Source organism: Rhizobium sp. 05L419 (assembly GCF_056397845.1).
In genome coordinates this window covers 100,260-125,439 of record NZ_JBFTOF010000012.1, presented here as the reverse complement: position 1 = coordinate 125,439, position 25,180 = coordinate 100,260, and the positions used below count along the sequence as shown (strand labels likewise).

General features: G+C 61.5%; 23 protein-coding genes. 10 read left to right on the top strand and 13 right to left on the bottom strand.

Translation table 11 applies throughout. From position 1 onward, the window contains the following. The first annotated feature begins 86 nt into the window (after positions 1 to 86). The 9 genes from hutI (at position 87) to AC1DMK_RS16950 (ending at position 10,454) form a co-directional block, all read left to right on the top strand. Entirely contained in the window at positions 87 to 1,349 is a 1,263-nt protein-coding gene (hutI, locus tag AC1DMK_RS16990; RefSeq protein WP_477860540.1) for an imidazolonepropionase, read from the top strand. Then, a complete protein-coding gene (hutH, locus tag AC1DMK_RS16985) occupies positions 1,346 to 2,881 on the top strand; it encodes a histidine ammonia-lyase (protein WP_477860538.1) in 1,536 nt (511 codons plus the stop codon). The genes hutI and hutH overlap by 4 nt, the downstream gene beginning before the upstream one ends. A 25-nt stretch (positions 2,882 to 2,906) precedes the next feature. Further along, complete coding sequence (hutG, locus tag AC1DMK_RS16980; protein ID WP_477860594.1) at positions 2,907 to 3,710, top strand: N-formylglutamate deformylase; 804 nt, start codon at positions 2,907 to 2,909, stop codon at positions 3,708 to 3,710. Between the two features lie 30 nt (positions 3,711 to 3,740). Next, on the top strand, positions 3,741 to 5,417 hold the full coding sequence (hutU, locus tag AC1DMK_RS16975; RefSeq protein WP_037058249.1) for a urocanate hydratase: 1,677 nt from the start codon (positions 3,741 to 3,743) through the stop codon (positions 5,415 to 5,417). A 133-nt stretch (positions 5,418 to 5,550) separates the two neighbouring features. Then, positions 5,551 to 6,135, top strand: a complete 585-nt coding sequence (locus tag AC1DMK_RS16970; protein ID WP_477860536.1) for a HutD/Ves family protein — start codon at positions 5,551 to 5,553, stop codon at positions 6,133 to 6,135. A gap of 169 nt (positions 6,136 to 6,304) precedes the next feature. Continuing rightward, the gene (tauA, locus tag AC1DMK_RS16965; RefSeq protein ID WP_477860534.1) at positions 6,305 to 7,318 is read left to right on the top strand and encodes a taurine ABC transporter substrate-binding protein; all 1,014 of its coding nucleotides are present in this window, start codon (positions 6,305 to 6,307) and stop codon (positions 7,316 to 7,318) included. 65 nt (positions 7,319 to 7,383) lie between these two features. Beyond that, a complete protein-coding gene (locus tag AC1DMK_RS16960) occupies positions 7,384 to 8,175 on the top strand; it encodes a taurine ABC transporter ATP-binding protein (protein ID WP_477860532.1) in 792 nt (263 codons plus the stop codon). After that, positions 8,172 to 9,026 (top strand): ABC transporter permease subunit, encoded by an 855-nt coding sequence (locus tag AC1DMK_RS16955; protein WP_477860530.1) that lies wholly within the window; start codon positions 8,172 to 8,174, stop codon positions 9,024 to 9,026. The genes AC1DMK_RS16960 and AC1DMK_RS16955 overlap by 4 nt, the downstream gene beginning before the upstream one ends. A 72-nt stretch (positions 9,027 to 9,098) precedes the next feature. Further along, complete coding sequence (locus tag AC1DMK_RS16950) at positions 9,099 to 10,454, top strand: LLM class flavin-dependent oxidoreductase (RefSeq protein ID WP_477860528.1); 1,356 nt, start codon at positions 9,099 to 9,101, stop codon at positions 10,452 to 10,454. Here the strand turns inward: AC1DMK_RS16950 and AC1DMK_RS16945 are convergent, their stop codons facing one another. From AC1DMK_RS16945 to AC1DMK_RS16935, 3 genes are all read right to left on the bottom strand, one after another. Continuing rightward, complete coding sequence (locus AC1DMK_RS16945; RefSeq protein ID WP_477860526.1) at positions 10,455 to 11,108, bottom strand: methionine ABC transporter permease; 654 nt, start codon at positions 11,106 to 11,108, stop codon at positions 10,455 to 10,457. It abuts the gene before it with no gap. Beyond that, positions 11,089 to 12,171, bottom strand: coding sequence for a methionine ABC transporter ATP-binding protein (locus AC1DMK_RS16940; RefSeq protein ID WP_477860524.1), 1,083 nt, complete (start codon positions 12,169 to 12,171; stop codon positions 11,089 to 11,091). Before AC1DMK_RS16940 ends, AC1DMK_RS16945 begins: the two co-directional genes overlap by 20 nt. A gap of 93 nt (positions 12,172 to 12,264) precedes the next feature. Further along, positions 12,265 to 13,101 (bottom strand): MetQ/NlpA family lipoprotein, encoded by an 837-nt coding sequence (locus AC1DMK_RS16935; RefSeq protein ID WP_477860522.1) that lies wholly within the window; start codon positions 13,099 to 13,101, stop codon positions 12,265 to 12,267. 270 nt (positions 13,102 to 13,371) lie between these two features. Here AC1DMK_RS16935 and AC1DMK_RS16930 point away from each other — a divergent pair, with 270 nt between their 5' ends. Further along, positions 13,372 to 14,808: an FAD/NAD(P)-binding protein gene (locus AC1DMK_RS16930; RefSeq protein ID WP_477860520.1), complete on the top strand. Its 1,437-nt coding sequence runs from the start codon at positions 13,372 to 13,374 to the stop codon at positions 14,806 to 14,808. Here AC1DMK_RS16930 and AC1DMK_RS16925 read toward each other — a convergent pair. The 10 genes from AC1DMK_RS16925 to AC1DMK_RS16880 form a co-directional block, all read right to left on the bottom strand. After that, positions 14,805 to 15,521, bottom strand: coding sequence for an ABC transporter ATP-binding protein (locus AC1DMK_RS16925; protein ID WP_477860518.1), 717 nt, complete (start codon positions 15,519 to 15,521; stop codon positions 14,805 to 14,807). The two genes, AC1DMK_RS16930 and AC1DMK_RS16925, sit on opposite strands and share 4 nt — an antisense overlap. Further along, positions 15,518 to 16,342, bottom strand: coding sequence for an ATP-binding cassette domain-containing protein (locus tag AC1DMK_RS16920; protein ID WP_477860517.1), 825 nt, complete (start codon positions 16,340 to 16,342; stop codon positions 15,518 to 15,520). The genes AC1DMK_RS16925 and AC1DMK_RS16920 overlap by 4 nt, the downstream gene beginning before the upstream one ends. Further along, the gene (locus AC1DMK_RS16915; protein ID WP_477860515.1) at positions 16,335 to 17,192 is read right to left on the bottom strand and encodes an ABC transporter permease; all 858 of its coding nucleotides are present in this window, start codon (positions 17,190 to 17,192) and stop codon (positions 16,335 to 16,337) included. The genes AC1DMK_RS16920 and AC1DMK_RS16915 overlap by 8 nt, the downstream gene beginning before the upstream one ends. Then, positions 17,189 to 18,271 carry an ABC transporter permease gene (locus AC1DMK_RS16910; RefSeq protein WP_477860513.1) on the bottom strand — a complete coding sequence of 361 codons (1,083 nt, stop codon included), beginning with the start codon at positions 18,269 to 18,271 and terminating at the stop codon, positions 17,189 to 17,191. The genes AC1DMK_RS16915 and AC1DMK_RS16910 overlap by 4 nt, the downstream gene beginning before the upstream one ends. Then, complete coding sequence (locus tag AC1DMK_RS16905) at positions 18,272 to 19,858, bottom strand: ABC transporter substrate-binding protein (protein ID WP_477860511.1); 1,587 nt, start codon at positions 19,856 to 19,858, stop codon at positions 18,272 to 18,274. Between the two features lie 39 nt (positions 19,859 to 19,897). Continuing rightward, positions 19,898 to 20,425 (bottom strand): carboxymuconolactone decarboxylase family protein, encoded by a 528-nt coding sequence (locus tag AC1DMK_RS16900; RefSeq protein WP_477860509.1) that lies wholly within the window; start codon positions 20,423 to 20,425, stop codon positions 19,898 to 19,900. 170 nt (positions 20,426 to 20,595) lie between these two features. Beyond that, on the bottom strand, positions 20,596 to 21,630 hold the full coding sequence (locus AC1DMK_RS16895; RefSeq protein WP_477860507.1) for a diguanylate cyclase domain-containing protein: 1,035 nt from the start codon (positions 21,628 to 21,630) through the stop codon (positions 20,596 to 20,598). A gap of 182 nt (positions 21,631 to 21,812) precedes the next feature. Continuing rightward, complete coding sequence (locus AC1DMK_RS16890) at positions 21,813 to 22,067, bottom strand: DUF2934 domain-containing protein (RefSeq protein ID WP_477860505.1); 255 nt, start codon at positions 22,065 to 22,067, stop codon at positions 21,813 to 21,815. A gap of 126 nt (positions 22,068 to 22,193) precedes the next feature. After that, entirely contained in the window at positions 22,194 to 23,291 is a 1,098-nt protein-coding gene (locus AC1DMK_RS16885) for a Gfo/Idh/MocA family protein (RefSeq protein ID WP_477860504.1), read from the bottom strand. 10 nt (positions 23,292 to 23,301) lie between these two features. Next, a complete protein-coding gene (locus tag AC1DMK_RS16880; protein WP_477860502.1) occupies positions 23,302 to 24,312 on the bottom strand; it encodes a Gfo/Idh/MocA family protein in 1,011 nt (336 codons plus the stop codon). Positions 24,313 to 25,180: the final 868 nt, after the last annotated feature.

Below are 25,180 nucleotides of genomic sequence, written 5' to 3'. Positions count from 1 at the left end.
CTTTTCCATGGAGACGCACAAATTTCCACTTGTCACCTGTTTATTATGTATATACATGTTTCCGCATAAGGAAAGGCGCAAAGCTGATGAATGGGAACAATTTTTCAGGCGATGAAGCATCCGGCGAGGTTCGTCCGCACCTCTGGCGCAACGCGCGCCTGGCAACCCTCGACCCGCAAAAGCAGGGTCTCGGCATCATCGAGAAAGGCGCCGTCGTCGTCGAAGGCGGCCGCATAAGCTACATCGGCCCGGAAAGCGAAGTGCCGGTTCGGGCGATCGAGCGCGCCGGGATCACCGACCTCGAAGGCCGCTGGGTCACGCCCGGCCTCGTCGACTGCCACACCCACATCGTCTACGGCGGTAATCGCGCCCGCGAATTCGAAATGCGTCTCGAAGGCGCCACCTACGAGGAGGTCGCCCGCGCCGGCGGCGGCATCGTATCCTCGGTAAAGGCCACGAACGCCCTGTCCGTCGATGGGCTCGTTCAGGCGGCCCTGCCCCGCCTCGACACGCTGCTCTTGGAAGGCATCACCACGATCGAGATCAAATCCGGTTACGGCCTCAATATCGAGGCCGAACTAAAGATGCTGCGCGCAGCCCGACAGCTGGAGCGGGTACGCCCCGTTCGCGTCGTCACATCCTATCTCGGCGCCCATGCGACGCCGGTCGAATACAAGGGCCGTAACACCGACTACATCACGGACATCGTTCTGCCCGGCCTCGAACAGGCCCATGCGGAAGGCCTCGTCGATGCGGTGGACGGCTTTTGCGAAGGCATCGCCTTCTCGGTCGCGCAGATCTCGCGGGTCTTCGACAAGGCCGAAGCACTCGGCCTGCCGGTGAAGCTGCACGCAGAACAACTCTCCAATCTGGGCGGTGCGAAGCTCGCGGCTTCCTACAAGGCACTGTCGGCCGATCACCTCGAATATCTCGATGCCGAAGGAGCCGCCGCCATGGCTGCGGCCGGAACAGTCGCCGTGCTCTTGCCTGGAGCCTTCTACGCCATCAACGAAAAGCAGAAGCCGCCGGTCGATGCGCTGCGCGAGGCCGGCGCGCACATTGCGATCGCGACCGACTGCAATCCCGGGACCTCGCCGCTGACCTCGCTGCTGCTGACGATGAACATGTCGGCGACGCTCTTCGGCCTGACCGTGGAGGAATGCATCGCCGGCACCACCCGCGAAGGCGCTCGGGCGCTCGGTCTGCTTGGCGAAACCGGCACGCTCGAGACCGCCAAGTCCGCCGACTTCGCGATCTGGGACGTCGAGAGCCTGGCCGAACTCGTCTACCGCATCGGCTTCAACCCGCTTCATGCACATGTCTTCAAGGGCGAAAGGATCGACCGTTGACCATCACTCTTCACCCTGGCTCCGTCACTCTGAACGATCTGGAAACGATTTACTGGACCGGCGCCTCGGCCAGGCTCGACCCATCTTTCGACGCCGGCATCGCCAAGGCAGCGGCCCGCATCGCGGAAATCGCTGCCGGCAACGCCCCGGTCTACGGCATCAATACCGGATTCGGAAAGCTTGCCTCGATCAAGATCGACAGCGCCGATGTGGCCACGCTTCAGCGCAATCTCATCCTGTCGCATTGCTGCGGCGTCGGCGCGCCGCTGCCCGATAATATCGTGCGTCTGATCATGGCGCTGAAGCTCGTATCACTCGGGCGCGGCGCCTCTGGCGTACGCCTGCAGTTGGTGCGCCTGATTGAAGGCATGCTGGAAAAGGGCGTCATTCCGGTCATTCCTGAGAAGGGCTCGGTCGGCGCTTCCGGCGACCTCGCCCCGCTTGCACACATGGCAGCTGTCATGATGGGCGAAGCAGAGGCCTTCTTCGCAGGCGAACGCCTCTCCGGCGCAGCCGCCCTTCGCAAGGCCGGCCTGACGCCGGTCGTCCTTGCCGCCAAGGAGGGGCTCGCGCTGATCAACGGCACGCAGACATCCACAGCACTGGCGCTTGCCGGCCTCTTCCGCGCTCATCGCGCAGCGCAGGCCGCTCTTGTCACCGGCGCCATGTCGACGGACGCCGCGATGGGCTCGTCGGCGCCGTTCCACCCCGATATCCATACCCTGCGCGGCCACAAGGGCCAGATCGATACGGCCGCCGCGCTGCGCGCCCTTCTGGACAATTCTATTATCCGCCAGAGCCATGTCGAAGGCGACGAACGCGTGCAGGATCCCTATTGCATCCGCTGCCAGCCGCAGGTCGACGGCGCTTGCCTCGATCTTCTGCGTTCGGTCGCGCGGACGCTCGAGATCGAAGCGAATGCCGTCACCGACAACCCGCTTGTGCTGTCTGACAATTCCGTCGTGTCCGGCGGCAATTTCCACGCCGAGCCGGTCGCCTTCGCCGCCGACCAGATTGCGATTGCGGTCTGCGAGATCGGCGCGATCGCCCAGCGCCGCATCGCGCTCCTGGTTGACCCCGCACTCTCCTACGGCCTGCCGGCGTTCCTTGCCAAGAAGCCCGGCCTGAACTCCGGCCTGATGATCGCGGAAGTCACGTCCGCGGCGCTGATGTCGGAAAACAAGCAGATGTCACATCCGGCATCGGTCGACTCGACGCCGACCTCCGCCAACCAGGAAGACCACGTCTCCATGGCCTGCCACGGCGCCCGCCGCCTGCTTCAAATGACCGACAATCTCTTCGCCATCATCGGTATCGAGGCGCTGACGGCGGCGCAGGGCGTCGAATTCCGCGCGCCGCTCGCCACCAGCCCGGAACTGCAAAAAGCCATTGCCGCGATCCGAACCGTCGTACCGACGCTGGAGGTCGACCGCTACATGGCAAACGATCTCAAGGCGGCAAGCGATCTCGTCGCATCCGGTGCGCTGAACGCATCGGTTTCAGGCGGCATCCTGCCGGTTCTGGAGGCTTGATGTGAAAACGATCGGAGGGATCGCCATGACCACGCCCTACGAAATCCGCCAGGGAACCTCGCCCGTGATTCTCGGCTTCCCGCATACCGGCACGGAGGTGCCGCCTGCGATATGGGAGCGTCTGAACGACAACGGCCGAATTCTCGCCGATACCGACTGGCACATCCACCAGCTCTACAACGGCCTGCTGGATGGTGCTACGAGCGTGCGCGCTACCTTCCATCGCTATGTCATCGACGCCAACCGCGATCCGGAGGGCGTCAGCCTCTATCCCGGCCAGAACACCACGGGCCTCGTTCCCGACACCGACTTTGACGGCAAGTCGATCTGGAATGATGGCGACGCGCCGAGGGATGATGACATTGCGGAGCGGCTGCGGGACTTCCATGCGCCCTATCACGCCGCCCTTGCTGCCGAGATCGAGCGCGTCAAGGCGATCCATGGCGTGGCCATTCTTTACGATTGCCATTCCATCCGTTCCCACATCCCGTTCCTTTTCGAAGGCAAGCTGCCCGACTTCAACATCGGCACCGACATGGGCAAGACCTGCGACGGCGCGATCGAGCAGGCGGCCGTCGCGGTAACTGCCGCCGCCGGTGGTTATGACAGCATCCTCAATGGCCGCTTCAAGGGCGGCTGGACGACGCGGCACTACGGCAAGCCGGAGACCGGCGTCCATGCCATCCAGATGGAGCTTGCCCAATCGACCCATCTCGCAACCGAGACGCCACCCTTTGCCTACGATCCCGCAAAGGCCGAGCGCCTGCGCGTTCACCTGAAAGACATCCTCGTGCGCATCTCTCAGACCGCGCCCGACCTGAAACGCTAAGCACCCAATACCGAACAAGGGGGAACCCGCATGACTAGCAACCCACGCCATAATATCCGTGAAATTCGCAGCCCCCGCGGCAACGAGCTCAGTGCAAAGAGCTGGATGACCGAAGCGCCGCTGCGCATGCTGATGAACAACCTCGATCCCGACGTCGCGGAGAACCCGAACGAACTCGTCGTCTACGGCGGCATCGGCCGCGCGGCCCGCACCTGGGAGGATTTCGACCGCATCGTCGCGACGCTGAAGACGCTGACCGAGGAAGAGACGCTGCTGGTGCAATCCGGCAAGCCGGTCGGTGTTTTCCGCACCCACAAGGATGCGCCGCGCGTCCTCATCGCCAACTCCAACCTGGTGCCGCACTGGGCAACCTGGGATCACTTCAACGAGCTCGATAAGAAGGGCCTTGCGATGTACGGCCAGATGACGGCCGGCTCGTGGATCTATATCGGTACGCAGGGCATCGTGCAGGGCACCTACGAGACCTTTGTCGAGGCGGGTCGCCAGCATTACGGCGGCAGCCTCAAGGGCAAATGGATCCTGACCGGCGGCCTCGGCGGCATGGGTGGCGCGCAGCCGCTCGCCGCTGTCATGGCCGGCGCCTGCTGCCTTGCCGTCGAGTGCAACCCGGACTCGATCGATTTCCGGCTGCGCACCCGCTACGTCGACGAAAAGGCGGAGACGCTGGACGAGGCGATGGAGATGATCGCCCGCTGGACGAAGAACGGCGAGGCTAAATCCGTCGGCCTGCTCGGCAACACGGCGGAGATCCTGCCGGAAATGGTTCGCCGCGGCATGCGCCCCGATATGGTGACCGACCAGACGTCGGCGCACGATCCGGTTAACGGCTACCTGCCGAAGGGCTGGACTATGGCTCAATGGAAGGAAAAGCGCGAAAGCGACCCGAAGGCAGTGGAAAAGGCCGCCCGCGCCTCGATGCGTGAACACGTCGAAGCAATGATCGCCTTCCAGGACATGGGGATCCCGACCTTCGACTACGGCAACAACATCCGCCAGGTCGCCAAGGACGAGGGCCTTGAAAACGCCTTCGCCTTCCCGGGCTTCGTCCCGGCCTATATTCGTCCGCTCTTCTGCCGCGGTATCGGCCCGTTCCGCTGGGCGGCACTCTCCGGCAATCCGGAGGATATCTACAAGACCGACGCCAAGGTAAAGGAACTCACCCCCGGCAACACCCATCTCCACAACTGGCTCGATATGGCGCGCGAGCGCATCTCCTTCCAGGGCCTGCCGGCGCGCATCTGCTGGGTCGGGCTCGGCGATCGTCACCGCCTCGGCCTCGCCTTCAACGAGATGGTCCGGACCGGCGAACTGAGTGCTCCGATCGTCATCGGCCGCGACCACCTGGATTCGGGCTCGGTCGCCTCGCCGAACCGCGAGACGGAAGCGATGAAGGACGGCTCGGATGCCGTGTCGGACTGGCCGCTGCTGAACGCCCTCCTCAACACGGCATCTGGCGCCACCTGGGTGTCGCTCCATCACGGCGGCGGCGTCGGCATGGGCTTCTCGCAGCACTCCGGCATGGTGATCTGCTGCGACGGCACCGACGATGCCGCCCGCCGCATCGAGCGCGTTCTCTGGAACGACCCCGCGACAGGCGTCATGCGCCACGCCGATGCGGGCTACGAGATCGCGATCGATTGCGCCAAGGAGCAGGGTCTGCGCCTTCCGGCGATCCTTGGGAACTGAGGGGGATTAGTCGGATAAGGCCGCCGTCTCGTGCGACGGTCTTATCCACTGTGAACCAGTCGCTTGGAGAAGGCCTGTGCGACCGCAGGCGGTCGAAAGGATCTCCGCCCTCTTTTGCAACGATGGAGATAGAATGCCCCGCCCTACCGTCCTCAAAGCCAGCACCTACCGCCGCATGCCATGGAAGAACGGTGGGGGCGAGACCGTGGAAATTGCGGTATCGCCCGAAGGAGCCGGGCTTTCGGAGTTCGACTGGCGCATCAGCATGGCGACAGTGGCGACCGATGGACCGTTTTCGATCTTTCCCGGCATTGACCGCACGCTCTCGATCCTGGATGGCAACGGCATGTCGCTTGCGATCGATGGCAGCGCGCCGGTGCTGCTCACGGCGACCAGCGAACCGCTTGCCTTTGCCGCCGATGTGCTGGTCTCGGCGTCTCTAGCAGAGGGGACGATCACCGACCTGAACGTCATGACACGCCGCGGCCGCATGAAACATCAAGTTGACCGCGTCGAGGTCGACGGAAGCGCCGGCGTTCGCGTCGATGCCCACACCTGGCTCGCGCTGTGCCACCGGGGAAGTGTCGTTCTGGAGTGGGAACGTGGGAAGGTCGAGTTGGGTCAAGGCGATTCCGTGCTGCTGGAAGGCGCCGTGAGCACCGCCGTTGCTCTGAGTGGTCAGGCACTCGTCTATCTTATTTCCATTGGCAACGCCTGAGTGTCGCAACGGCATATGATGTGTTCAGGTAGGATAGCAAAACAATATTGTCTCTAATGTCTATAAAATAGATAGTTTTATCTGTGTGCGAGCGGGTGTCCGCCGTAGTGTTTCCTTGTCGAAATAGTTCACGCGCTGATGCAGAAGCTCAGCCGCAAGGGGGCGAAACATGAATATCAAGACTCTATTTGCTGCGCTCACGCTCGGGTCCACCGTCCTGGCCGCGCCCTTCATGTCGCAGGCGGCCGACAAGAAGATAGTCGTTGCCTATCAAACCGATGCGTTGCCGTCCTCAGTGGCGATCGCCAACGGCGAATTTGCAAAGGCGACGGGCTACGACATCGATTTCCGGAAGTTCAATTCCGGTGCGGAAATCTTTGCGGCAATCGCGTCGGGGGATGTGCAGGTCGGCTATGTCGGCTCGAGCCCGTTTGCCGCAGCGACATCGCGCGGCCTTGAAGTCAAGGCGTTCTACCTCTCGTCCATTTCAGGCATCGACGAAGCGCTGGTCGTCCGCAACGGCTCAGGTATCCAGTCGCTTTCGGATTTGAAGGGCAAGAAGCTGGCTGCAGCACCCGTTTCCACCGATCACTATCAGCTTCTCGCCCTGATCAAGTCGCTCGGCCTGACCGAGAAGGACGTTCAGGTCTTCGCTATCCCGCAGCCGGAAATCGTCGCAAGTTACAATCGCGGCGATATTGACGGCGGCTTCGTCTGGGATCCGGCCCTCACAGAGCTCAAGAAGAACGGCAAGGTCCTCGTCACGTCCAAGGACGTTGCCGACAAGGGTGCGCCGACCTTCTCGGCCTGGGTCGCCGCCTCGAAGTTCGCTGACGAAAACCCGGCATTCCTCAAGAGCTTTTCCGGTGTGATCAACAAATACTACGCTTCCTTCGCAGCCGACAAGAAGGCCTGGCAGCCCGACAGCGACAACGCCAAGCTTCTGGCCAAGGCGTTGGGCGGTACCGCAGACCAGCAGGCGGCAGCATTGAAGAACCTCACCTTGCTCACGCCTGAAGTTCAGGCATCGGAGGCCTGGTTGGGCGGTGGAGAAAAGTCCGGCGCAGCCAAGATCCTCAAGGACACCGCGGCCTTCCTGAAGGAACAGGGCAAGGTGACGGAAGTGTTGCCAAGCTACGCAGCCTTCGTCACGGCAGACGCCCTCACCAACGCAAGCAACTAATCGGATCCTCCCCGGGGCACGCTGGCGCGACATCGCGCCGGCGTCCTCTTTTGAAGAGACAGCACATGCTCAAAGTCGATCACGCGAGCGTCTATTTCAGGACGCGAGATGGCCAGACGGTTCACGCCCTTGATCGTGTTTCGCTCGATATTCCGGACAACAGCTTCGTGGTAGCACTCGGCGCATCGGGTTGCGGCAAGTCCACCCTGTTGAACGCGATTGCAGGCTTCCTGCCGCTCTCCGAGGGGGCAATAACACTCGACGGGCGACAGATCGCTGGTCCCGGCGCCGATCGCGGCGTGGTCTTCCAGAAGGACACGCTGCTCACTTGGAAATCCGTCATCGACAATGTCGCGCTTGGGCTGAAATTTGCAGGACTACCAAGAGCTGCCCGGCGGACCCGCGCCGATGAACTCCTTCATCTGGTTGGCCTCAAGGACTTTGCAAACGCCTTTCCTTACGAATTGTCGGGCGGCATGCGCCAGCGTGTCGGCATTGCCCGGGCGCTCGCAACAGAGCCAGACGTGCTATTGATGGACGAGCCGTTCGGTGCCTTGGACAGCCTGACGCGCGAACAGATGCAAGAGCTTCTGGTGTCGATCTGGAAAACAACCCGCAAACGCATTTTCTTTATCACCCACTCGATCGACGAAGCCTTGTTCCTCGGCACGCAGGTGGTGGTGATGTCGCCGCGCCCTGGACGGATCGTCGCGCGCTTCGATCTCGATTTCGTTCGCCAACTCGCCGAGACCGGAGATTCGCGGTCGATAAAGACGTCGCCGGAGTTCGGCAGCCTGCGCGAAGAAATCCGCGGCATACTGCATGGTTCGAACGAATTGAGGAGTGCGGCGGAATGAGCGAATTGACACAGACCGGACACGTCCTCGTTGGCCAGACCGCCGATCAGCCTACCCCCGTGAAGATGAAGGGTTTTGGCGTCGGAGAAAGGCCAACCGTCGTCATCAGCCTTGGTACGGCCTTCGCACTTCTGGCCGCCTGGTGGCTCGTCGCGAAGCTGGCGCTGGTGCCGCATCTGTTCCTGCCGACGCCTCAAGAGGTCTGGACCCAGCTTGGTGCCGTCTATCGAGACGGCTATGCTGGTGCCTCCCTTTCCGAACACATATCCGCCAGCCTCTTCAGGATCGTCACGGCCGCGGCGATCGCGACCGTGGTCGGCATTCCCGTCGGTCTTCTTATGGGGCTCAATCGTTGGGTAAAAGGCATCCTCGACACGCCAATCGAGTTCTACTGGCCGCTGCCCCCGCTTGCTTACCTGCCGCTGATGATCATCTGGCTGGGGATCGGGGAAACATCCAAGGTGACGCTTCTGGTGCTCGCAATGTTCGCTCCCATTTGCCTGTCGGCGCAGGCCGGCGTGCGTTCGCTGCCGATCGAACGCGTGAATGCCGCAAGATCCCTCGGCGCGAAACCCTGGCAGCTTCTCGTCAGCATCGTACTGCCCTCGGCCCTGCCGGAGATCCTGACCGGCTTGAGGATCGCGCTTGGCGTCGGTTGGAGCACCCTTGTCGCCGCCGAGCTTATCGCCTCCAATCGCGGCATCGGCTACATGATCATGTCCGCGTCGCAGTTTCTGGCGACGGACGTGGTGTTCGTCGGCATAGGGATCATCGCTGCCTGCGCATTTGCCTTCAGTGCTGCCGTTCGGATACTGGAAGCCCTGCTCGTTCCGTGGAAAGGCAAGAGTTAGCAGGGGACAAATCGCCGGTATGGTTCTACAAACCTGGCGTTGGGGAGGCTCCCCGGCATTGGGGAGCATTCGATGAAGCAGATGCAGATCTACGCCTTCGACATGAACTGCGTCGGCCATATCAATCATGGAATGTGGACGCATCCGCGCGACGCGTCCCTGCACTATACCGATCTCGACTACTGGACGGAGTTTGCGCGCACGGCAGAGCGCGGCAAGCTCGACGGCATCTTCCTTGCCGACATCGTCGGCGTCTATGACGTCTACAAGGGAAGTCCAGGCCCAGTCATCGAGACCGGTGCACAGATCCCGGTCAACGATCCGCTGATGCCGATCTCGGCGATGGCCTATGTGACGAAACACCTCGGCTTCGGGGTCACCGTCAACACGACCTATGAGCCGCCCTTCCTGCTCGCACGGCGCATGTCGACGCTCGACCACCTGACCAAGGGGCGGATCGGCTGGAACGTCGTCACCGGCTATCTCGACAGCGCTGCCCGCAGCATGGGCTTCGCCACATTGCCCGAGCATGACGCCCGCTATGACGCTGCCGAGGAATATCTCGAAATCCTCTACAAACTCTGGGAGGGAAGCTGGGACGACGATGCCGTAGTGCGCGACAAAGCGCGCGGTATCTTTGCCGATGCGTCGAAGGTGCGCGCCGTCAGCCACCAGGGCAAGTACTACAAGATGGAGGGCATTCACCTTGCCGAGCCGTCGCCGCAGCGCACCCCCTTGCTCTTCCAGGCCGGTGCTTCCGCGCGTGGCCAGGATTTTGCGGCCCGCCACGCCGAATGCGTGTTCCTCGCGACACCCACGCCGCAAGCGGCGAGACCCACGGTGGATGCTTTGCGTCGCAAGGCTTCACAGATGGGGCGCGAGGCGGATGCCTTGCGTGTCCTGAGCCTGATGACCGTCGTCGTCGGACGCACGCAGAAAGAGGCGGAAGACAAGCTCGAGGATTATCGTCGGCACGCAAGCGTGGAGGCGTCGCTCGCCCACTACTCTGCATCGATCGGTATCGACCTCTCGAAGTATGGTCTGGACGATCCGATCGGGCAGGCATCCACCAATGCCAATCAATCGGCGCTGTCGGCCATTACCAGGCAAGCGCCGAAGCCGGCAACGCTTCGCCAGATCATCGACCAGATGGTGCTCGGCAGCCGCATGAAGCCGATTGTCGGCTCGCCGGAACAGGTTGCCGATCGCCTGCAGGGATGGATCGAGGATGGCGACGTCGACGGCTTCAATCTCGCGCGGACAGTGGCGCCGGAAAGTCTGGCCGACTTCATCGACCTCGTCGTCCCGGTGCTGCAGGAGCGCGGGCTGTTCAAGGCTGACTACGCCGAGGGGCCACTGCGGCAAAAGCTCTTCGGCGGCAACGGCAGGCTGCCTTCTTCCCACCCTGCCTCGCAGTTTCGCCGCTGACTATTTGTGGTCCAGCCTGGTGACAAATCGATCGCCGAGCCATTGGATGCCGCAGACGAGCACGATGAGGACGGCGACGACCGCGACCATGACGGCGGTTTCGAAGCGCTGGTAGCCATAGCGGATCGCAAGGTCCCCCAAACCGCCGGCGCCGATCGCGCCAGCCATCGCCGACGCACCGATCAGCGTGACCAGCGTGACGGTGAAGCCCGCGACGATGCCCGGCAAGGCTTCCGGTACCAGCACTTCCCGGATGATCGTCCAGCGGTTGCCGCCCATGGCGCGCACCGCGTCGATCAGTCCCCGGTCGACCTCGCGCAGCGACACTTCGGCAATGCGCGCATAGTAGGGCGTTGCAGCAATCGCCAGCGGCACGATCGCAGCCCAGGTGCCGAGCGCGGTGCCGACGATCAGGCGCGTCAATGGGATCAAAGCCACAAGTAGAATGATGAAAGGGACCGCACGGAAGCCGTTGACGATGGCGCCGAGAATGCTGTTGACCCATAGGTTTTCGGCAATACCGCCGCGGTTCGTCAGCACCAGCGCAAGGCCGAGCGGCAGGCCGAATACCAGCGAGATCAGGCCCGAAGCACCAGTCATCAGGATCGTCTCCCAGAGGGAGCGAAACAGAAGATTAAACATGATCGGTGTCATAGCCAAGCACCTCCACCCGCGCCGAGCGGGCCGTCAGAAATTGTTCGACCTTGTCCTTCAGCGCCGGATCGCGCGTCGGGACGGCCACGAAGAACCGTGCCACCGGCTGGTTCTGGATGTGATCGATGCCGCCATGAACCAGGCGGAAGGAGTGCGGCAGTGCAGCCGACAGATCGGCAAACAGCGCGCCCTGCGCCTCCGGTCCGGCAAGATCGATGCTGAGGATGGCCTCGGTCCCCGAATTGGGGGAAAGCCGTGCAGTCATATGCTCGGGCAGTTGCGGGCGGCTTCCGGCAAGCAGGCTCTTGGTGATCGGAGCCTTCGGATCGGCGAAGACCGACCAGACCTGGCCCTCCTCTACGATACGGCCGGCGTCGATCACGGCCACGCGGTCTGCAATGTTGCGCACGACTTCCATTTCGTGGGTGATCAACAGGATCGTCAGCCCGAGCTTGCGGTTGATGTCCTTCAAGAGCACCAGGATCGAGCGCGTCGTTTCCGGATCGAGCGCGGAGGTTGCCTCGTCGGAGAGAAGCAGAGCCGGACGCGCTGCAAGCGCGCGTGCAATGCCGACGCGCTGCTTCTGGCCGCCCGAAAGCGACGACGGATAGGCCTTGGCTTTCTCGGAAAGACCGACGAGGTCAAGAAGTTCATGCGCGCGCTTCAGTCGTTCAGTCTTCCCGACGCCGGCGATCTTCAACGGCAACGCGACATTGTCTTCAACGGTCTTTGCCGACAGCAGATTGAAATGCTGGAAGATCATGCCGACGCGCCGGCGCAGCGGCTGCAATTCTTTTTCGTCCAGGCCGGTGATGCTGCGGCCCTCGATCTCGATCTCGCCGCTATCGGGCCGTTCCAGGCCGTTCAGGCAGCGAATGAGCGTTGATTTCCCCGCACCGCTGCGACCGATGATACCAAGGATTTCGCCCTTTCGGACGGTCAGCGATATGCCGTCCAGTGCTGCGGTTGCACCAAAATGCCGCTGGACATCGACGAGCCGAACCACCTCTTCGGCGATGTTCTCCGGCGCCTCGATCACCGGGGCAGAAACAAACGAATTCATAGTCTTTCCCTTCGGAAACGCCCAAGGCGGCCCGGGCAAGGAACGCCCGGACCGCCTTGTTCAACGCACCCAACCCCAAGGCGCGAATGTTAATCAGTAGGCGCTGAGGCCGGTACCCTTATACACCTTGTCGAACTCGGCTTTAACCGTATCGTTCTGGTAGGACGAAACGAGTGTCTTCACCCACGCTTCGTTCTCGCTGCCCTGCTTGACCGCGATGAAATTGCGGTAGGGGTTGTCGGCAATCGGCTCCTGCGCGATGCGATCGGAGGCGGAAAGCCCGCTCTTCAGCGCCCAGTCGGTGTTGACGACGGCGGCATCCAGATCGTCGATAGCCCGGCCGACGACGCCGGCGTCGAGTTCCTTGATCTCGACCTTCTTCGGATTTTCGACGATGTCGGTAACGGTGGCGAGAATGCCGGTGCCGTCCTTGAGCTTGATCACGCCCTCGTTCTGCAGGACGCGTAGCGCACGGCCTTCGTTCGACGGGTCATTCGGTACGCCGATGACAGCACCTTCCGGAACCTCGGAAACAGACTTGTACTTCTTCGTGTAGAGGCCGATCGGCCAGACGCCGGTATAGCCGACACGGACGATGTGATAGCCGTGCTGCTTCACCTGGTTGTCGAGGTAAGGCTGATGCTGGAAGGCGTTGGCGTCGATTTCACCGCGCTCAAGCGCTTCGTTCGGCTGCGTATAGTCGTTGAAGACGACCGTCTCGATCTTGAGGCCGTTCTTGCCGGCTTGCGCGGCCACGACACGCCAGACATCTTCGTCTTCGCCGCTCATGATGCCGACCTTGATCGACTTGTCTTCGGCAAAGGAAGGAACCGGGGCTGCAAAGGTAATCAGAGCGGCTGCCGACGCGGCGATCGCTGCGAGGCTCGCGCGGCGCGTCAGGCTGAACTTGGCGGACGTGTTCTTGTTCATTGTGGTGTTTCCCGTCTTACATTGATGAGGTAGCCTCAAAACGAGGTGATAATTTCAAAAAAGGTCACGAGAAACCAAGCACGCGTATCTCTATTGTGCTGCACTGCGGGAAAACTCTTCGGCGCCTGCGCGAATTAGCGGGATAAAATTCTACCTAATTTGTAGAATATTGCTGTTGTGGGTCCATCGACCGAACTTTAAATTACACTCATGCGAGGCCTAGGCACAAATACGCGCCATGACTTAAATAATGCGACTGGACCGGTAATTGTGAACGAGAACAACACTTCCCGAATTGAAGCGAGCGTCGGCCGTCGCCGGCCCGTGGTGGCGATCATCGGCGGCGGCGTTTCCGGCGCCGGGGTTGCGTATCATTTGACGCTTGCCCTAAAGGACAATTCGCCTGCGATCGTCGTCTTCGAGCCACGCCGTGACATCGGCCTGGGGCTCGCCTACGACACGGAAGATCCGGCACACCGGATCAACGTCCCTGCCGCACGTATGAGCCTGTTGCCGGATCATCCGGAAGATTTCCTAAGTTGGATCGAGAGCACCGACGCCGTGGCAGACGATCCCGGCGCTCATCGCCCGGATGGGAACCTCTTTCCGCAGCGCCGTCTCTTTGGCGAATACGTTGCTGCCGCCCTGCAGCCCCTCGTGCGCAGCGGGGCTGTCCGCCACCGGCGGGCGTTGGTCACCGACCTCAAGCGCGACGGCGCGTTCTGGCACATAACCGATAGTCAGGGTGGCCAGACCTTCACCGATTTTGTCGTCATCGCCACAAGTCATCCCGCCCCTTCGGCACCCGGCAATCTCGACGGGCTCAAGGGCCATCCGCGATTTGTGGCCGACTCGACCGTCGTCGGATCGCTCGACGCCATCCGACCGGGTGACAGGCTTCTGATCGTCGGCAACGGGTTGACTGCTGCCGACATCGTCGCCTCGTTGGCGCGGACGGGCCATCGCGGACCGATCACTTCCATCTCGCGGCGCGGCCTGCGATCACGGGGCCACTCGCCTTTTCCGCAGGAGCCGTTCGGCGAATTCGAGGCAGCGCCGGCGCACAGCGCGACCGCGCTTTTGCAACTGGTGCGGCAGACGATCGCCAAAGCGGAGGCATCCGGCCAGACGTGGCATGCCGTCATCGACCAGATCCGCGGCCATGGCCATGCGATCTGGCAGAACCTGCCTGTTGCCGAGAGGCGGCGGATTGTCCGGCATCTGCGGCCGTTCTGGGACGTGCATCGTTTCCGCATTGCGCCGCAGGTGGAAGATGTCCTTGAAGAAGCGATTGCCGCAGGCCGCATGGAGGTTGTTGCCGCGTCGGTCAGCAATGCCAGGCGGGAAGGCGAGGAGATTCATGTCATATTGCGACGCCGCCATGCCTTGCCGCTCGAACGGGCTTACGACGCCGTTGTCGTGACCACCGGTCCGGCGCATGGCGGCATTCTCGACAGCCAGCCCTGGTTGAGGGACCTGCGCGCTCTGGGAAACTTGCAGCTCGACCCGACCGGCCTCGGCATTGCCTGCAACGAGCACTCGGAAGCCGTCGCCGCAGATATGACAGCCGATCCCTCGCTGTTGATTTCCGGGCCGCTTGCACGCGGCACCTTCGGTGAACTCATGGGATTGCCGCAGATCACCGAGCATGCCGCCTTCGTCGCCGGCGAGCTCGCGGCGAAAATAATGGCCGCCGCAGAACGCTAGTGGCTCTCCCAGCCACCCGCTGCCAGTGCAGCACGATCGAGCACGCGGTCGATGCGGCCTGCCTGCATGGCAACGGCATTGTCGCACATGTGCGCGACGACGCCGGGGTCATGACTGACCAGCACGAAGGTCATGCCATGCGACCGCTTGAGATCGTTGAGGAGGTTCAAGATCTCCGCCTGCACGGAGACGTCGAGCGCCGAGGTCGGCTCGTCGAGCAACAGCAGCTTCGGCTTCAGCAGCAGGGCGCGGGCGATCGCCACGCGCTGACGCTGACCGCCGGACAGCTGGTGCGGATAGCGGCCGGCCACAGATGCGGGAAGCCCGACTTGATCAAGTGCCGTTAGCACCTGGCTCTCGACCTTGGCAAACCCTCGGATGGTCAGAGGCTCGCCGAGTATATGGCGAATGCGGTGGCGTGGATGCAACGAGGAATAAGGGTCCTGGAACACCATCTGGATATTGCCGCGCAACGTGCCGGTGATCTTCCTGCCAGGTTGCAGCGCTTCGCCAAACGCCTGGATCGAACCTTCCCATTGCGTATTGAGGCCGGCGATGGCGCGGAGCACCGTCGTCTTGCCGCAGCCGGATGGTCCGATGAGACCGAAAGTCTGTCCGGCCTCAACTTCGAAGGCGACGTCGCGAACAGCGGCAAATCCCTTGCCCCTTCCATGGAACGTCACGGAGACATTGTCGACTTTGAGCGCCTTCATCGGTTGCCCTCATAGACCGGCAGACGCGTGCCATAGGTCGCAGCCGACGGGCGTGCTGCCCACAGCGCGCGAGTATAGGCCGACCCGGCATTGGCGAGATCGGCGGATGTCATCTCTTCCTCGATCCGACCCTGCCGCATGACCAGGACCCGGTCGGCATAGTGCGAGACCTGCTGCAAGTCGTGGCTGATAAGCAGGAGGCCCATGCCGAGATCTTTCGTCAGGGACCGAAGCAGGGTCAGGATCTGGTCCTGAAGGCCGCGATCGAGTGCCGATGTCGGTTCGTCGGCGATCAGGAGCTTCGGCCGGTTGACCAGCATCGCGGCGATCATGGCGCGTTGACCCATGCCGCCCGAAAGGGCTGCCGGGTAGTTGGAATAGACACGTTGCGGATCGGGCAGTCCGACCTTGGAAAGCATCTCCAGCGCCTGCTCTCGGCGCTGCGCTGCAGAGAGCTTCGTGTGCAGCAACAGCGCTTCCTCGACCTGTCGTCCGATTCTGTGGGCCGGGTTGAGCGAGTATTTCGGATCCTGCAGCACCAGGCCGATACCGCTGCCTCTCAGCCGGTTCCAGGCGGAAGGCGAAAGCCCGGTCAGGTCCCGCCCGTCGAACGCCATTCGCTGAGCCTCGATCCTCGCTGCGCGCGGCAGCAATCCCATGATGGCCCGTCCGGTCATCGACTTACCGGACCCGGATTCGCCGACCAGTGCCACGACCTCACGACCAACGTCGAATGAGACGCCGTCGACGACACTGACCGGCCCCTGTTCGGACGGGAATGAAATTTGGAGGTTTCTGATCGTCAGCAGCGGCTCAGCCATGTCGCGGATCCAGGATGTCGCGCAAGCCGTCGGCGAGCAGGTTGAAGGCGAGCGACGTGATGAGGATGGCAAGGCCGGGCGTTGCCGCGATCCACCACTGATCGAAGATGACCTGCGTGCCATCAGACACCATCGAACCCCATTCCGCCGTCGGCGGCCGGACGCCAAGTCCGAGGAAGCCAAGGCCGGCGGCGGCAAGGATGATGCCTGACAGATCGAGTGCGAGGCGGACGATGGCCGATGGCAGGATCAATGGCAGGATGTGCCCCCAGAGCAGGCGGATGCCCTTGATGCCGACCATTTCGGCAGCGGCCAGATAGTCGCTGCGGCGAAGAGCCGCCGTCTCGACACGGGCCTGGCGGGCGTAGGCTGGCCAGCTCGTCAGCGCCAGCGCCAGCGCTCCGTTGATCAGCCCTGGCCCCATGATCGCGACGAAGGCAAAGGCAAGCAGCAGCCGTGGGAAGGACATGACGATGTCGGTGATCCGCATCAAGAACCGCTCCGTCAGCCCGCCGAAGAAGCCGGCGACGATGCCGACGGCAATGCCGAGCGGCGCCATCAGGAGAACCACGATCAGCACCAGCAGCAGCGTCGGCCGGGCACCGTAGATCAGGCGTGAGAGGATATCGCGGCCGAAGGCATCTGTACCAAGCCAATGGGCGGCCGTTGGCGGCATCAGGCGGCTCGCCGTTTCCTGCAGGGTCGGATCGTACGGCGCAATCACGGGTGCCAGGAGTGCTGCAAACAGAATGACCAGGACGACGACAGCGCCTGTCGCCGCGGATGGTGAGCGAAGCAGCCGCTTCGAAAAGGAGGGACTGGAGACCGTCGTTTGCACGATCGCGCTCATCGCTTTTTTCCCGCCTCAAGGTTGGAGACGGCAAGGTCCGTCAAGGCATTCAGCAGCACGAAGGATGAGCCGACGACCAGCGTCGCGCCGAGGATTGCCGGCATGTCGCCGGCAAACATCGCCGTCGTCAGATAGCGTCCTATGCCCGGCCAGGCGAAGACCGTTTCGGTCAGCACCGCGCCTTCGAGGAGGCTTGCGTAGGCCAATGCTATGACTGTGAGCAGCGTGCCCGAAACGTTCGGCAGGATGTGTACAAACACGATGCGGCGGATGCCGGCACCTTTGGCGCGGGCCGTCGTCACGTATTCCTGGCCAAGCTCGGTGAGGATCGAAGCACGCGTCAACCGCGATATCGAGGCGAGCGCGTGAAACGCAAGCACCGTGGCCGGCAAGGCGAGGTGAGCAAGCGCGTCCCTGAATGCACCTGTCTTGCCTGACATCCACGTGTCGATCAACGCGAAGCCGGTGACCGGCTTGACGGTATATTGAAACACTACATCCGCCCTGCCCGGCCCCGGCGCCCAATGCAGCCGGGCGTAAAATAGCAATAGCATCAGGAGCCCGAGCCAGAAGATCGGCACGGAATAACCGATGAGGGAGACGAAGCGAGCGATCGTATCGACCCATGTTCCCTGACGCATGGCGGCCGCGATGCCAAGCGCCAGTCCGAGCATGGCGCCGATAACAATGGCGGCAGTTGCGAGTTCGATCGTAGCCGGAAAGGTGCGGGCGATGTCGCGTGCGACGGGCTGCCCGGTCGAGATCGACTGGCCGAAATTGCCGGAGAGCGCCGTCTCGATGTAGCGCAGGAACTGGATAGGGAGCGGCTGGTCGAGGCCGAGCTGCACCCGCGCCGCGTCATAGGTCGACTGGCTGGCATGGTCCCCGACGAGCTGCAGCGCCGGGTCGATCGGCGATAGGCGCGTCATCGCAAAGGTGACCAGCGCCAGTCCGAACAGCGTCAGCGCGAAGGACCAAAGCCATTTGAAAAACGGCCAGACGAACGACAACTCCCGCCAGGCTTTCTTCTGGCGGGAGTCGTTCATGTCGGCGTTCAATGGTGTCGCCGCTTGCGGCACTTATTTTTCTACCTTGTCGTAGTAGACCTGATCTGCATTCAGGCCCTGAGCATAATTCTTCACCTTGTCGCTTAGCACGACCTGATCATTGCCTTGAAGCATAAAGACGAAGGGCGAACTAGCCTGGATTTTCTTCTGCAGGTCCTGATAGAGCGTGACGCGCTTTGCCGCGTCCTGTTCCTTGACGGCTGCGAGCGTCTCGTCGGTCAGTTCCGGGATCACCCAGCCGGCGTACTTGGCAGCCGTGTTGGTGGAGTTGTCGCGGTTGATCGCAAAGGCACTGGCGTTGGAGTGCGGGTCGAAGTAGTCCGGGATCCAATAGCGCAGCGTCATTTCGAACTTGCCGGAACGGCCACGTGCATAGATGTCGCTCGCGACACCCGGCTGGATGTCGAGCTCGATGCCAGCCTTGGCAAAGGTCGACTGCAGCGACTGGGCGATTGACAGGAACGGCTGATCGTTGAAGACGATGAATTCGACCTTGAACGGCGTCTTGATCCCGGCGTCTGCGAGAATCTTCTTCGCCTTCTCGACATCAAGCTTGAACGGCGTATCGGTCAAGGCACCGGGGAAGCCGACAGGCAGGAAGGCCTGGTGGACATTGCTCTGGCCGCGCAGGAGATCCTTGGAGATGCCGTTGTAATCGACGAGATAGCGGGCAGCTTCCCAGAAAGCCGGCTTGCCCAGCGTCTCGTTTGCCTTGCTGTTGATCAGGATGTAATCGCTGCGGGCAGACGGTACCGACAGCACCTTGACGCCGCTCTTGTCTTTCAGCGCATCGATCTGGTCGGCGGCCAGGCCGCGGGCAATGTCGGCGTCGCCCTGCTCGACGAGGAGCCGGCGGGCGCTGACATCGGGCACATTGCGGATGATGACGCTTTCGAGCTTCGGCTTGTCGGTGGAATTGGCGTTCGCCTGCAGCACCAGCGCCTCATGCGGCGTGTAGGTGGCGATCGTGAACGCGCCGCTGCCGGCCGAATTGGTCTTCAGCCAGGCGTTGCCGAAATCGTTGTCCTTGGCTTCGGCCGCGACCGTCTGTTCGTCGACCACAGAGGCAATCGGCGCCGTCAAAAGCGAGAGTGCGAAGCCGGCGCCGACGTCGGCGCTCCAGGTGAGCTTGACGTGCTTGTCGTCCACCTTGGTCACGGCGGCATCGACATTGTCGGCAGTCCAGCCGAGCTCGTTCAGGATGAAGGCCGGCGATTTGTTGAGCTTTACAGCGCGTGTCAGCGAAAACACGACATCCTCCGGACGAACGCGGTTGCCTGAGGCAAACTTGGCGTCGGCCAGCGCAAATGTCAGGCTATTGCCGTCGCTGCCGGGCTCCCAGGAAGCGGMAAGCGCAGGCTCGATTTTGGTGCCGTCATCGCGATTCGACTGCACGAGGCGCTGGTAGAGGTTGTTGAACGACTGCACCGTCGTGAGCTCGAAGCCCTCTGCCGGGTCGAAGCTGACGGCATCGTCGATCGACTGGGCAACGACGAGAACGTTCGGCGGCGTTTCGGCGTGGGCAAGGGTTGCCCCGAAAGCGAGCGCGAGGCCGAAGACGCTGCCGAGCAGGCGCGAACGGCTGGTGATGATGGACATGTCAAACTCCCTTGGTGAAATTTTGTTGTTGGATATGGGTCAGTCGGCGGTTTCGGCGAAAGCTTCGAGCTCAGGATCGAAGTCGATCTCCACCACATTGTTAAAGACGGCGGTGGCGAGCATAATGCCGGCAAAGGCGACGAGGTCGACCAATGTCTTGGCGTCGTAGCGGGCTTTCAGCCTTGTCCAGACATCTGCCGGGATTGCATTGGAGTCGGAGACGATCGCCTTGCCGAAGGTATCGAGAAGCGTTTCCTCTTCCGAAAGCTCCAGCGCATCGGGGTTGAATCCGGCGTTGACCAGCGCGCGGCGGAAGAAGGTGACGGCGATCTTCGATTTGCTGGTCTTCGAAATGGCGTGCGAGAAAATCCATATCGAACGGTCGTCGAGGGATCCAAGCTCGGCGCGCAGCGTGAACCACTCCGCATAGATACGGTGGGCGGTCGGCGAATGAAGCAATGTCCGCTTCATATTGGTCATGCGGCCGCGGATCCTAACTTCTTCGTCGTGCGCACACTTGATGTCTTCGGACGCGGTGTCGTAGTCGATCTGCGGGATGTGGCTCATGATGCGTGCTTTTTGAACATGTGGCAAAACTATCCGGTGCCCGGCAAAATAGGCAGTCCGTCTTAGTCTACCTTTTTAGTGTTTTTTCGAAAAAATTTGCGCGGGAATCATCAGATCAAAATGTTCATTGCGACTGAGATATATCACGGAGCGTCCATTGCGCCACTCCGCTAGGCAGCATGGATTTCCGACGCGGGCAATGAAGATGCAATTCGAAAGTGGTTCTTGCCCTCGGTTTTGGCACAATATAGCGCTCTGTCTGCTGCGGCAAAAATGTCTTTTGGCGCCAGATCCCTGGCGCCAAAAGCGACACCGACTGAAGCGCCGATGGCGATACGTTGCCCGTTGTAGCCAAAAGAGCCGCCGAGGGATGTCACGATGATATCGGCAACCCGTTCCGCATCCTCGTCGGAGGCGCAAGAATGCAAAACCGCAAACTCGTCTCCGCCGATCCGCGCGACGATCTCCGCGCGCTCGAGCGCCTGAAGCAGCCGACTGGCTGCTTCCCTGAGGCATTCGTCGCCTGCTTGGTGCCCCAGCCTGTCGTTGACCTGCTTGAAACCGTCGAGATCGGCGAGGAAAAGCACGACGGCATTTCCAGGCGTGTCGACGCTGCATAGGGCCTGAAACTTTGATTGAAACTGGACGCGATTGGGAAGGTCGGTCAATACGTCGAATTCAGCAAGATGCCTGATTTCATCGAACATCATTTTCTCAGCCGTGATGTCCTGTTTCATCCCGAATATCCGGACGGGCACATCGTGTTCGCATTCGACCGTGGCCGTGATCCGTATCCAGCGGCGGTTGCCCTTGGCGGTGACGATTTCCGCGTCGAGGCTAAACCCGTCGTGCTTCTCGATCGCCAGGTTCCGCAACCTCGTCAACTCGGCGAGCGATTTCTCAGAGTAGAGCCTTACGATCTCGTCGCGTCTCAAAGGGTAGCCCGGCGGCAGGTCGAAAAGTTCGTAGACCATGTCGGTCCAAGTCAGGCGCTCATCGTGTAGGTCGCATTCCCACACGCCAATGCGTGCGGCCTTTGACGACCTGTCGAACAGCTTCTTGAGATGAGCGAGCTCGACCGACGTGTCCGGCACGAAAGCACCGTATTTTCGACTGCGAGGCGAGGTATCATCGGAACGCCGGGAGACGTTGTTCCATTGACGTCCAACCTGTGACCTGAGTTCATGAACAATCGCCGAAAACATGTGTGGTCCTTGCAGGAGCAAAAAAGGGCGTCATGCCACCATCGCTTTATGCTGGACGGGAAAGGTTGACGTTCTACCTTCGGCGCCCGTCTTCCACTGATTTCTCGGCAAAAGTATTCGCGATGGCTAAATCAGCGTTAAAGCGGACCGCCCGCCGTTTGCATGGCGTTCGGCAACGCAACTTAGCGTGCAGTCGAGCGCTTCGCCGCTTTGCGGAGCGGCTTTGCTTCGGCCTCTATTTCGCGCATCAGCCGTCCCATCGCTCTCAGTCGTTCGATCATGTCGCTGCCGTCCGCCGACGCTTTCGTCAGCTCGAGCAGCTGGTGTTCGCGCGCTGCTTGCTGCCAGTGATCGTCACCGCGACCTTCCGGCCGGCCTTCGGATTCCCAAAGCGCATAGGCGCGCTGACTGATCCAATCGTCCTTGCTTAAAAACATGCATGACCTCGAACAACGGCGGAATGAAAAGCAATGCATCGAGGCTCGCAAATGGAGCTTAGGAAGTCGTTACTCTGAAGGCTTATTCTGATCGGATAGTCCTCGCAGATCAAACCGCGGACCATTTTACACCTTGGCTGCGATCTGCCTCTCTTCCTCCGGAAGCCAGCAGTGATAGAGCGGGTGGTCAGACAGGATCGGCAAGGGGGTTGGAAGTCCCGTGCGTTGCGAGTGGTAGGCTGCCGTGACGAGCTCCAGCGAATTGCGGGCGTCTTCAAGTGTCACCGGCGGCGCCTCGCTGCGCATCAATGCCTGGTGGAAGAGTTCGAACTGGCGCGTGTACCCGTCTTCCTTGTGCTCATAGCCCGCCAACGCCTGATCGACGCGCTTCTGGTGCTCCTCGTCGCCGGCGACAAAGGTCCACGGGTCACGGCCCATCGTATAAGGCTCAAGGATACTCTCGACGACGAGATTGTTGAAGCAGAAGCGAAGGCGCGAGATCTCCTTGCGCGAGCCGAGCGTCATCGACAGGCTTGCAAGCGAGCCGTTCTTCATCTTCACTGAAAGGGCAGCCGTATCTTCTACCTCGATCGGGTTTGCCAGCGTCGTGCCATAGGAGAAGATCTCGGCACAGGCGCCATGCACGTAGTTCAGCATGTCATGGGCATGGATCGCGTGGCCGAGCAGTCCGCCGCCCAGTTCGGTTGCCCACTTGCCGCGCCACGGCACCGCGTAATAGTCCGGCCCGCGCCACCAGTGTGTTTCGATCGTCGTCAGAAATGGACTCCCGGTGAGACCAAGATCGATGAGCATCTTCAGCTTCTGCAAACCCGACCCATAGCGATACTGGAAGATCGGCATCAACTTGGGGCCTTCGGCCCTTGCCACGATCCGGCTCATCTCGTCCACCTCGGCGATGGAGCCGAACAGCGGCTTTTCACAGATCACGTGCTTGCCGGCCTCAATCGCCTTGCGGCAGAGCTCGAAATGCGAACTCGGGGGCGTGCAGATATCGATCACGTCGAGGTCGGCACGGCTGATCAGCGTTTCCGCATCCTGCGTATAGTCCGGAATGGCGAATTCCTCGCATAGGGCCATGCCGCGCTCTTCATCGAGCGAGCAGAGAACGGGGACCTCGAACAACTCCCTGTTCCATGCAAAGCCTGTCAGATGGCGGGACGCAATGCCTGCTCCGATGACGCCGACGCGCAGTTTCTTTGTCATTCCGGGATCCTCACCTTGCGCCCAGCCTGGCAGCCTTGGCCTGCGCCTCCAGCGAAAGCCGGCAGACCTCGAAGACATGCCCGTGGGTCATCGTGGTTTGCGTGCGGTCACGGACATCGGCCGTGAAGGCATCGAAATAGTCCAGCTTTTCGTCGCTGCAATCGATGTGGGTYGTTTCCTCGCCGTTGACGAGGAAGAGATGATCCTTGCCCGGACGACCGGCGATATCGATATACTTGCGCAGTTCGATATAACCCTGAGTGCCTAGAATGGTCAGCCGCCCGTCGCCCCAGGTCGGCAGCGCGTCCGGGGTAAACCAGTCGACACGGATATAGCCGGATGCCTTATCAGACCGAAGCAGCACCTCGCCGAAATCCTCAAAGGCCGGCCTTTGCGGCATGGCGAAGTTGCCGACCGAGCTTGCGACGACTTCCCCGCTCGTGGAGCCGGTATAGAAGAGGAACTGGTCGACCTGATGCGAGGCGATATCGACGATGATACCGCCGAATTTCACGGGATCGAAGAACCATTCGGGCCGCGTCGGTAGTTGCAGGCGGTGCGGCCCCATGCCGATCGTCTGGACGACGGTGCCGATCGCGCCGTCCTTTACCAGCTTGCCCGCCTTGACGGCGGAACGCACGCAGTGGCGCTCGGAGAAGCAGATCGAGAAGATACGGCCGGTCTCAGCCACCGTCCTCTTTACCTCGTCCAACTGCGCGAAAGTGGTCACCCCCGGCTTGTCGGTCATCACGTCCTTGCCGGCCCGCATGGCGCGAATGGCGAGATCAGCCCGATCGCAAGGGATAGCGGCAATGCAGATCACATCGATCGAAGGATCTGAAAACAGCGTCTCCCGGTCGATCTGCGGCGCGTCCGGATAGGTCTGCCGGAAGGCCTCGCGCAGCGCCGGCACCGAGGTTTGCGGGCAATAGCCGACGAACTCTCCGCCCGCCGCAACCAGACCCTTCACATGATCGAGGGTATGCCCATGGTCGATCCCGACGACTGCAAATCTCAGCATGACAACAACGTCCTCCTTGGAAACGCATCTCGCCCGGACCTCAGGTCCCTGGGCGATCTCCTCGCGGCAAAACAGACAGCGAAAGCCATGTTCTGTCAAGGCCACTGCAACGCCTTCACTCGTCGCAAATCACCTTAACTCAATGATTTTGATATATAAAAATTTGTATCTAAATAGTTATTTACTAACTGAATTGCGCATGCCGTCCCACCCATTTTGGTCGACTGGTGGTAAGCCCGCGAAGGTTTGCGCTCCAGCCGGTGGTCTTAACGTTTCCTCGCGTTAGGTCTGAACCTGAAGTTTTCGCGCTCGAAGTCGCAGGGACCGGAAAACCATGCTTCGCGTCGGACAACGGTGGGAAACAACCTCACCGGTTCCAACATTTCAAGGTGAAAAAACCCCAGACCCGACGTGCATGAAAGAGTCGCCCTGTCTGAGACGCTCCCTTTCGACATCAAAGTCGTGGGCGAAGATCCAGTACTTTGGCCTCAGGCCCACCTCCGCACCAAGTGACGTTTCGAGCCTCACACCTCTTCCTCCAGCGTTGTCGCAAGTTGCGCCGCGACGAGAAGTGCTCCTGTGTCCGGATGTCGCCGCGGATTGCCAAGGATGCGGCGCGTCGTCGTTTAGCTGCGCCGTCGCGGCGCGGCGGAAGAACCATAGGATTGGAAGCACGGCACCTGCTTTCCGATCCTTGACACGAGAGGCAACCGATCCCCGCCACTGTTGTCCAAGTGGCTCGCTAAGCTGGCATTTGGACCTGACACCACGCCGGCAATAGGCGCTCTCCCATGGACGGCCTTAGGTGAAATACTTAAGCGGGGAAGTTACGATCGGCGAATTTGCCGAATGCATTCAGAGTTTATCG

Excerpts from the sequence above, each read along its gene's own strand:
- hutI (WP_477860540.1), top strand. The coding sequence starts at position 87 with ATGAATGGGAACAATTTTTCAGGCGATGAAGCATCCGGCGAGGTTCGT.
- hutG (WP_477860594.1), top strand. The coding sequence starts at position 2,907 with ATGACCACGCCCTACGAAATCCGCCAGGGAACCTCGCCCGTGATTCTC.
- hutU (WP_037058249.1), top strand. The coding sequence starts at position 3,741 with ATGACTAGCAACCCACGCCATAATATCCGTGAAATTCGCAGCCCCCGC.
- AC1DMK_RS16970 (WP_477860536.1), top strand. The coding sequence starts at position 5,551 with ATGCCCCGCCCTACCGTCCTCAAAGCCAGCACCTACCGCCGCATGCCA.
- tauA (WP_477860534.1), top strand. The coding sequence starts at position 6,305 with ATGAATATCAAGACTCTATTTGCTGCGCTCACGCTCGGGTCCACCGTC.
- AC1DMK_RS16960 (WP_477860532.1), top strand. The coding sequence starts at position 7,384 with ATGCTCAAAGTCGATCACGCGAGCGTCTATTTCAGGACGCGAGATGGC.
- AC1DMK_RS16955 (WP_477860530.1), top strand. The coding sequence starts at position 8,172 with ATGAGCGAATTGACACAGACCGGACACGTCCTCGTTGGCCAGACCGCC.
- AC1DMK_RS16950 (WP_477860528.1), top strand. The coding sequence starts at position 9,099 with ATGAAGCAGATGCAGATCTACGCCTTCGACATGAACTGCGTCGGCCAT.
- AC1DMK_RS16945 (WP_477860526.1), bottom strand. The coding sequence starts at position 11,108 with ATGACACCGATCATGTTTAATCTTCTGTTTCGCTCCCTCTGGGAGACG.
- AC1DMK_RS16940 (WP_477860524.1), bottom strand. The coding sequence starts at position 12,171 with ATGAATTCGTTTGTTTCTGCCCCGGTGATCGAGGCGCCGGAGAACATC.
- AC1DMK_RS16935 (WP_477860522.1), bottom strand. The coding sequence starts at position 13,101 with ATGAACAAGAACACGTCCGCCAAGTTCAGCCTGACGCGCCGCGCGAGC.
- AC1DMK_RS16925 (WP_477860518.1), bottom strand. The coding sequence starts at position 15,521 with ATGAAGGCGCTCAAAGTCGACAATGTCTCCGTGACGTTCCATGGAAGG.
- AC1DMK_RS16920 (WP_477860517.1), bottom strand. The coding sequence starts at position 16,342 with ATGGCTGAGCCGCTGCTGACGATCAGAAACCTCCAAATTTCATTCCCG.
- AC1DMK_RS16915 (WP_477860515.1), bottom strand. The coding sequence starts at position 17,192 with ATGAGCGCGATCGTGCAAACGACGGTCTCCAGTCCCTCCTTTTCGAAG.
- AC1DMK_RS16900 (WP_477860509.1), bottom strand. The coding sequence starts at position 20,425 with ATGAGCCACATCCCGCAGATCGACTACGACACCGCGTCCGAAGACATC.
- AC1DMK_RS16895 (WP_477860507.1), bottom strand. The coding sequence starts at position 21,630 with ATGTTTTCGGCGATTGTTCATGAACTCAGGTCACAGGTTGGACGTCAA.
- AC1DMK_RS16890 (WP_477860505.1), bottom strand. The coding sequence starts at position 22,067 with ATGTTTTTAAGCAAGGACGATTGGATCAGTCAGCGCGCCTATGCGCTT.
- AC1DMK_RS16885 (WP_477860504.1), bottom strand. The coding sequence starts at position 23,291 with ATGACAAAGAAACTGCGCGTCGGCGTCATCGGAGCAGGCATTGCGTCC.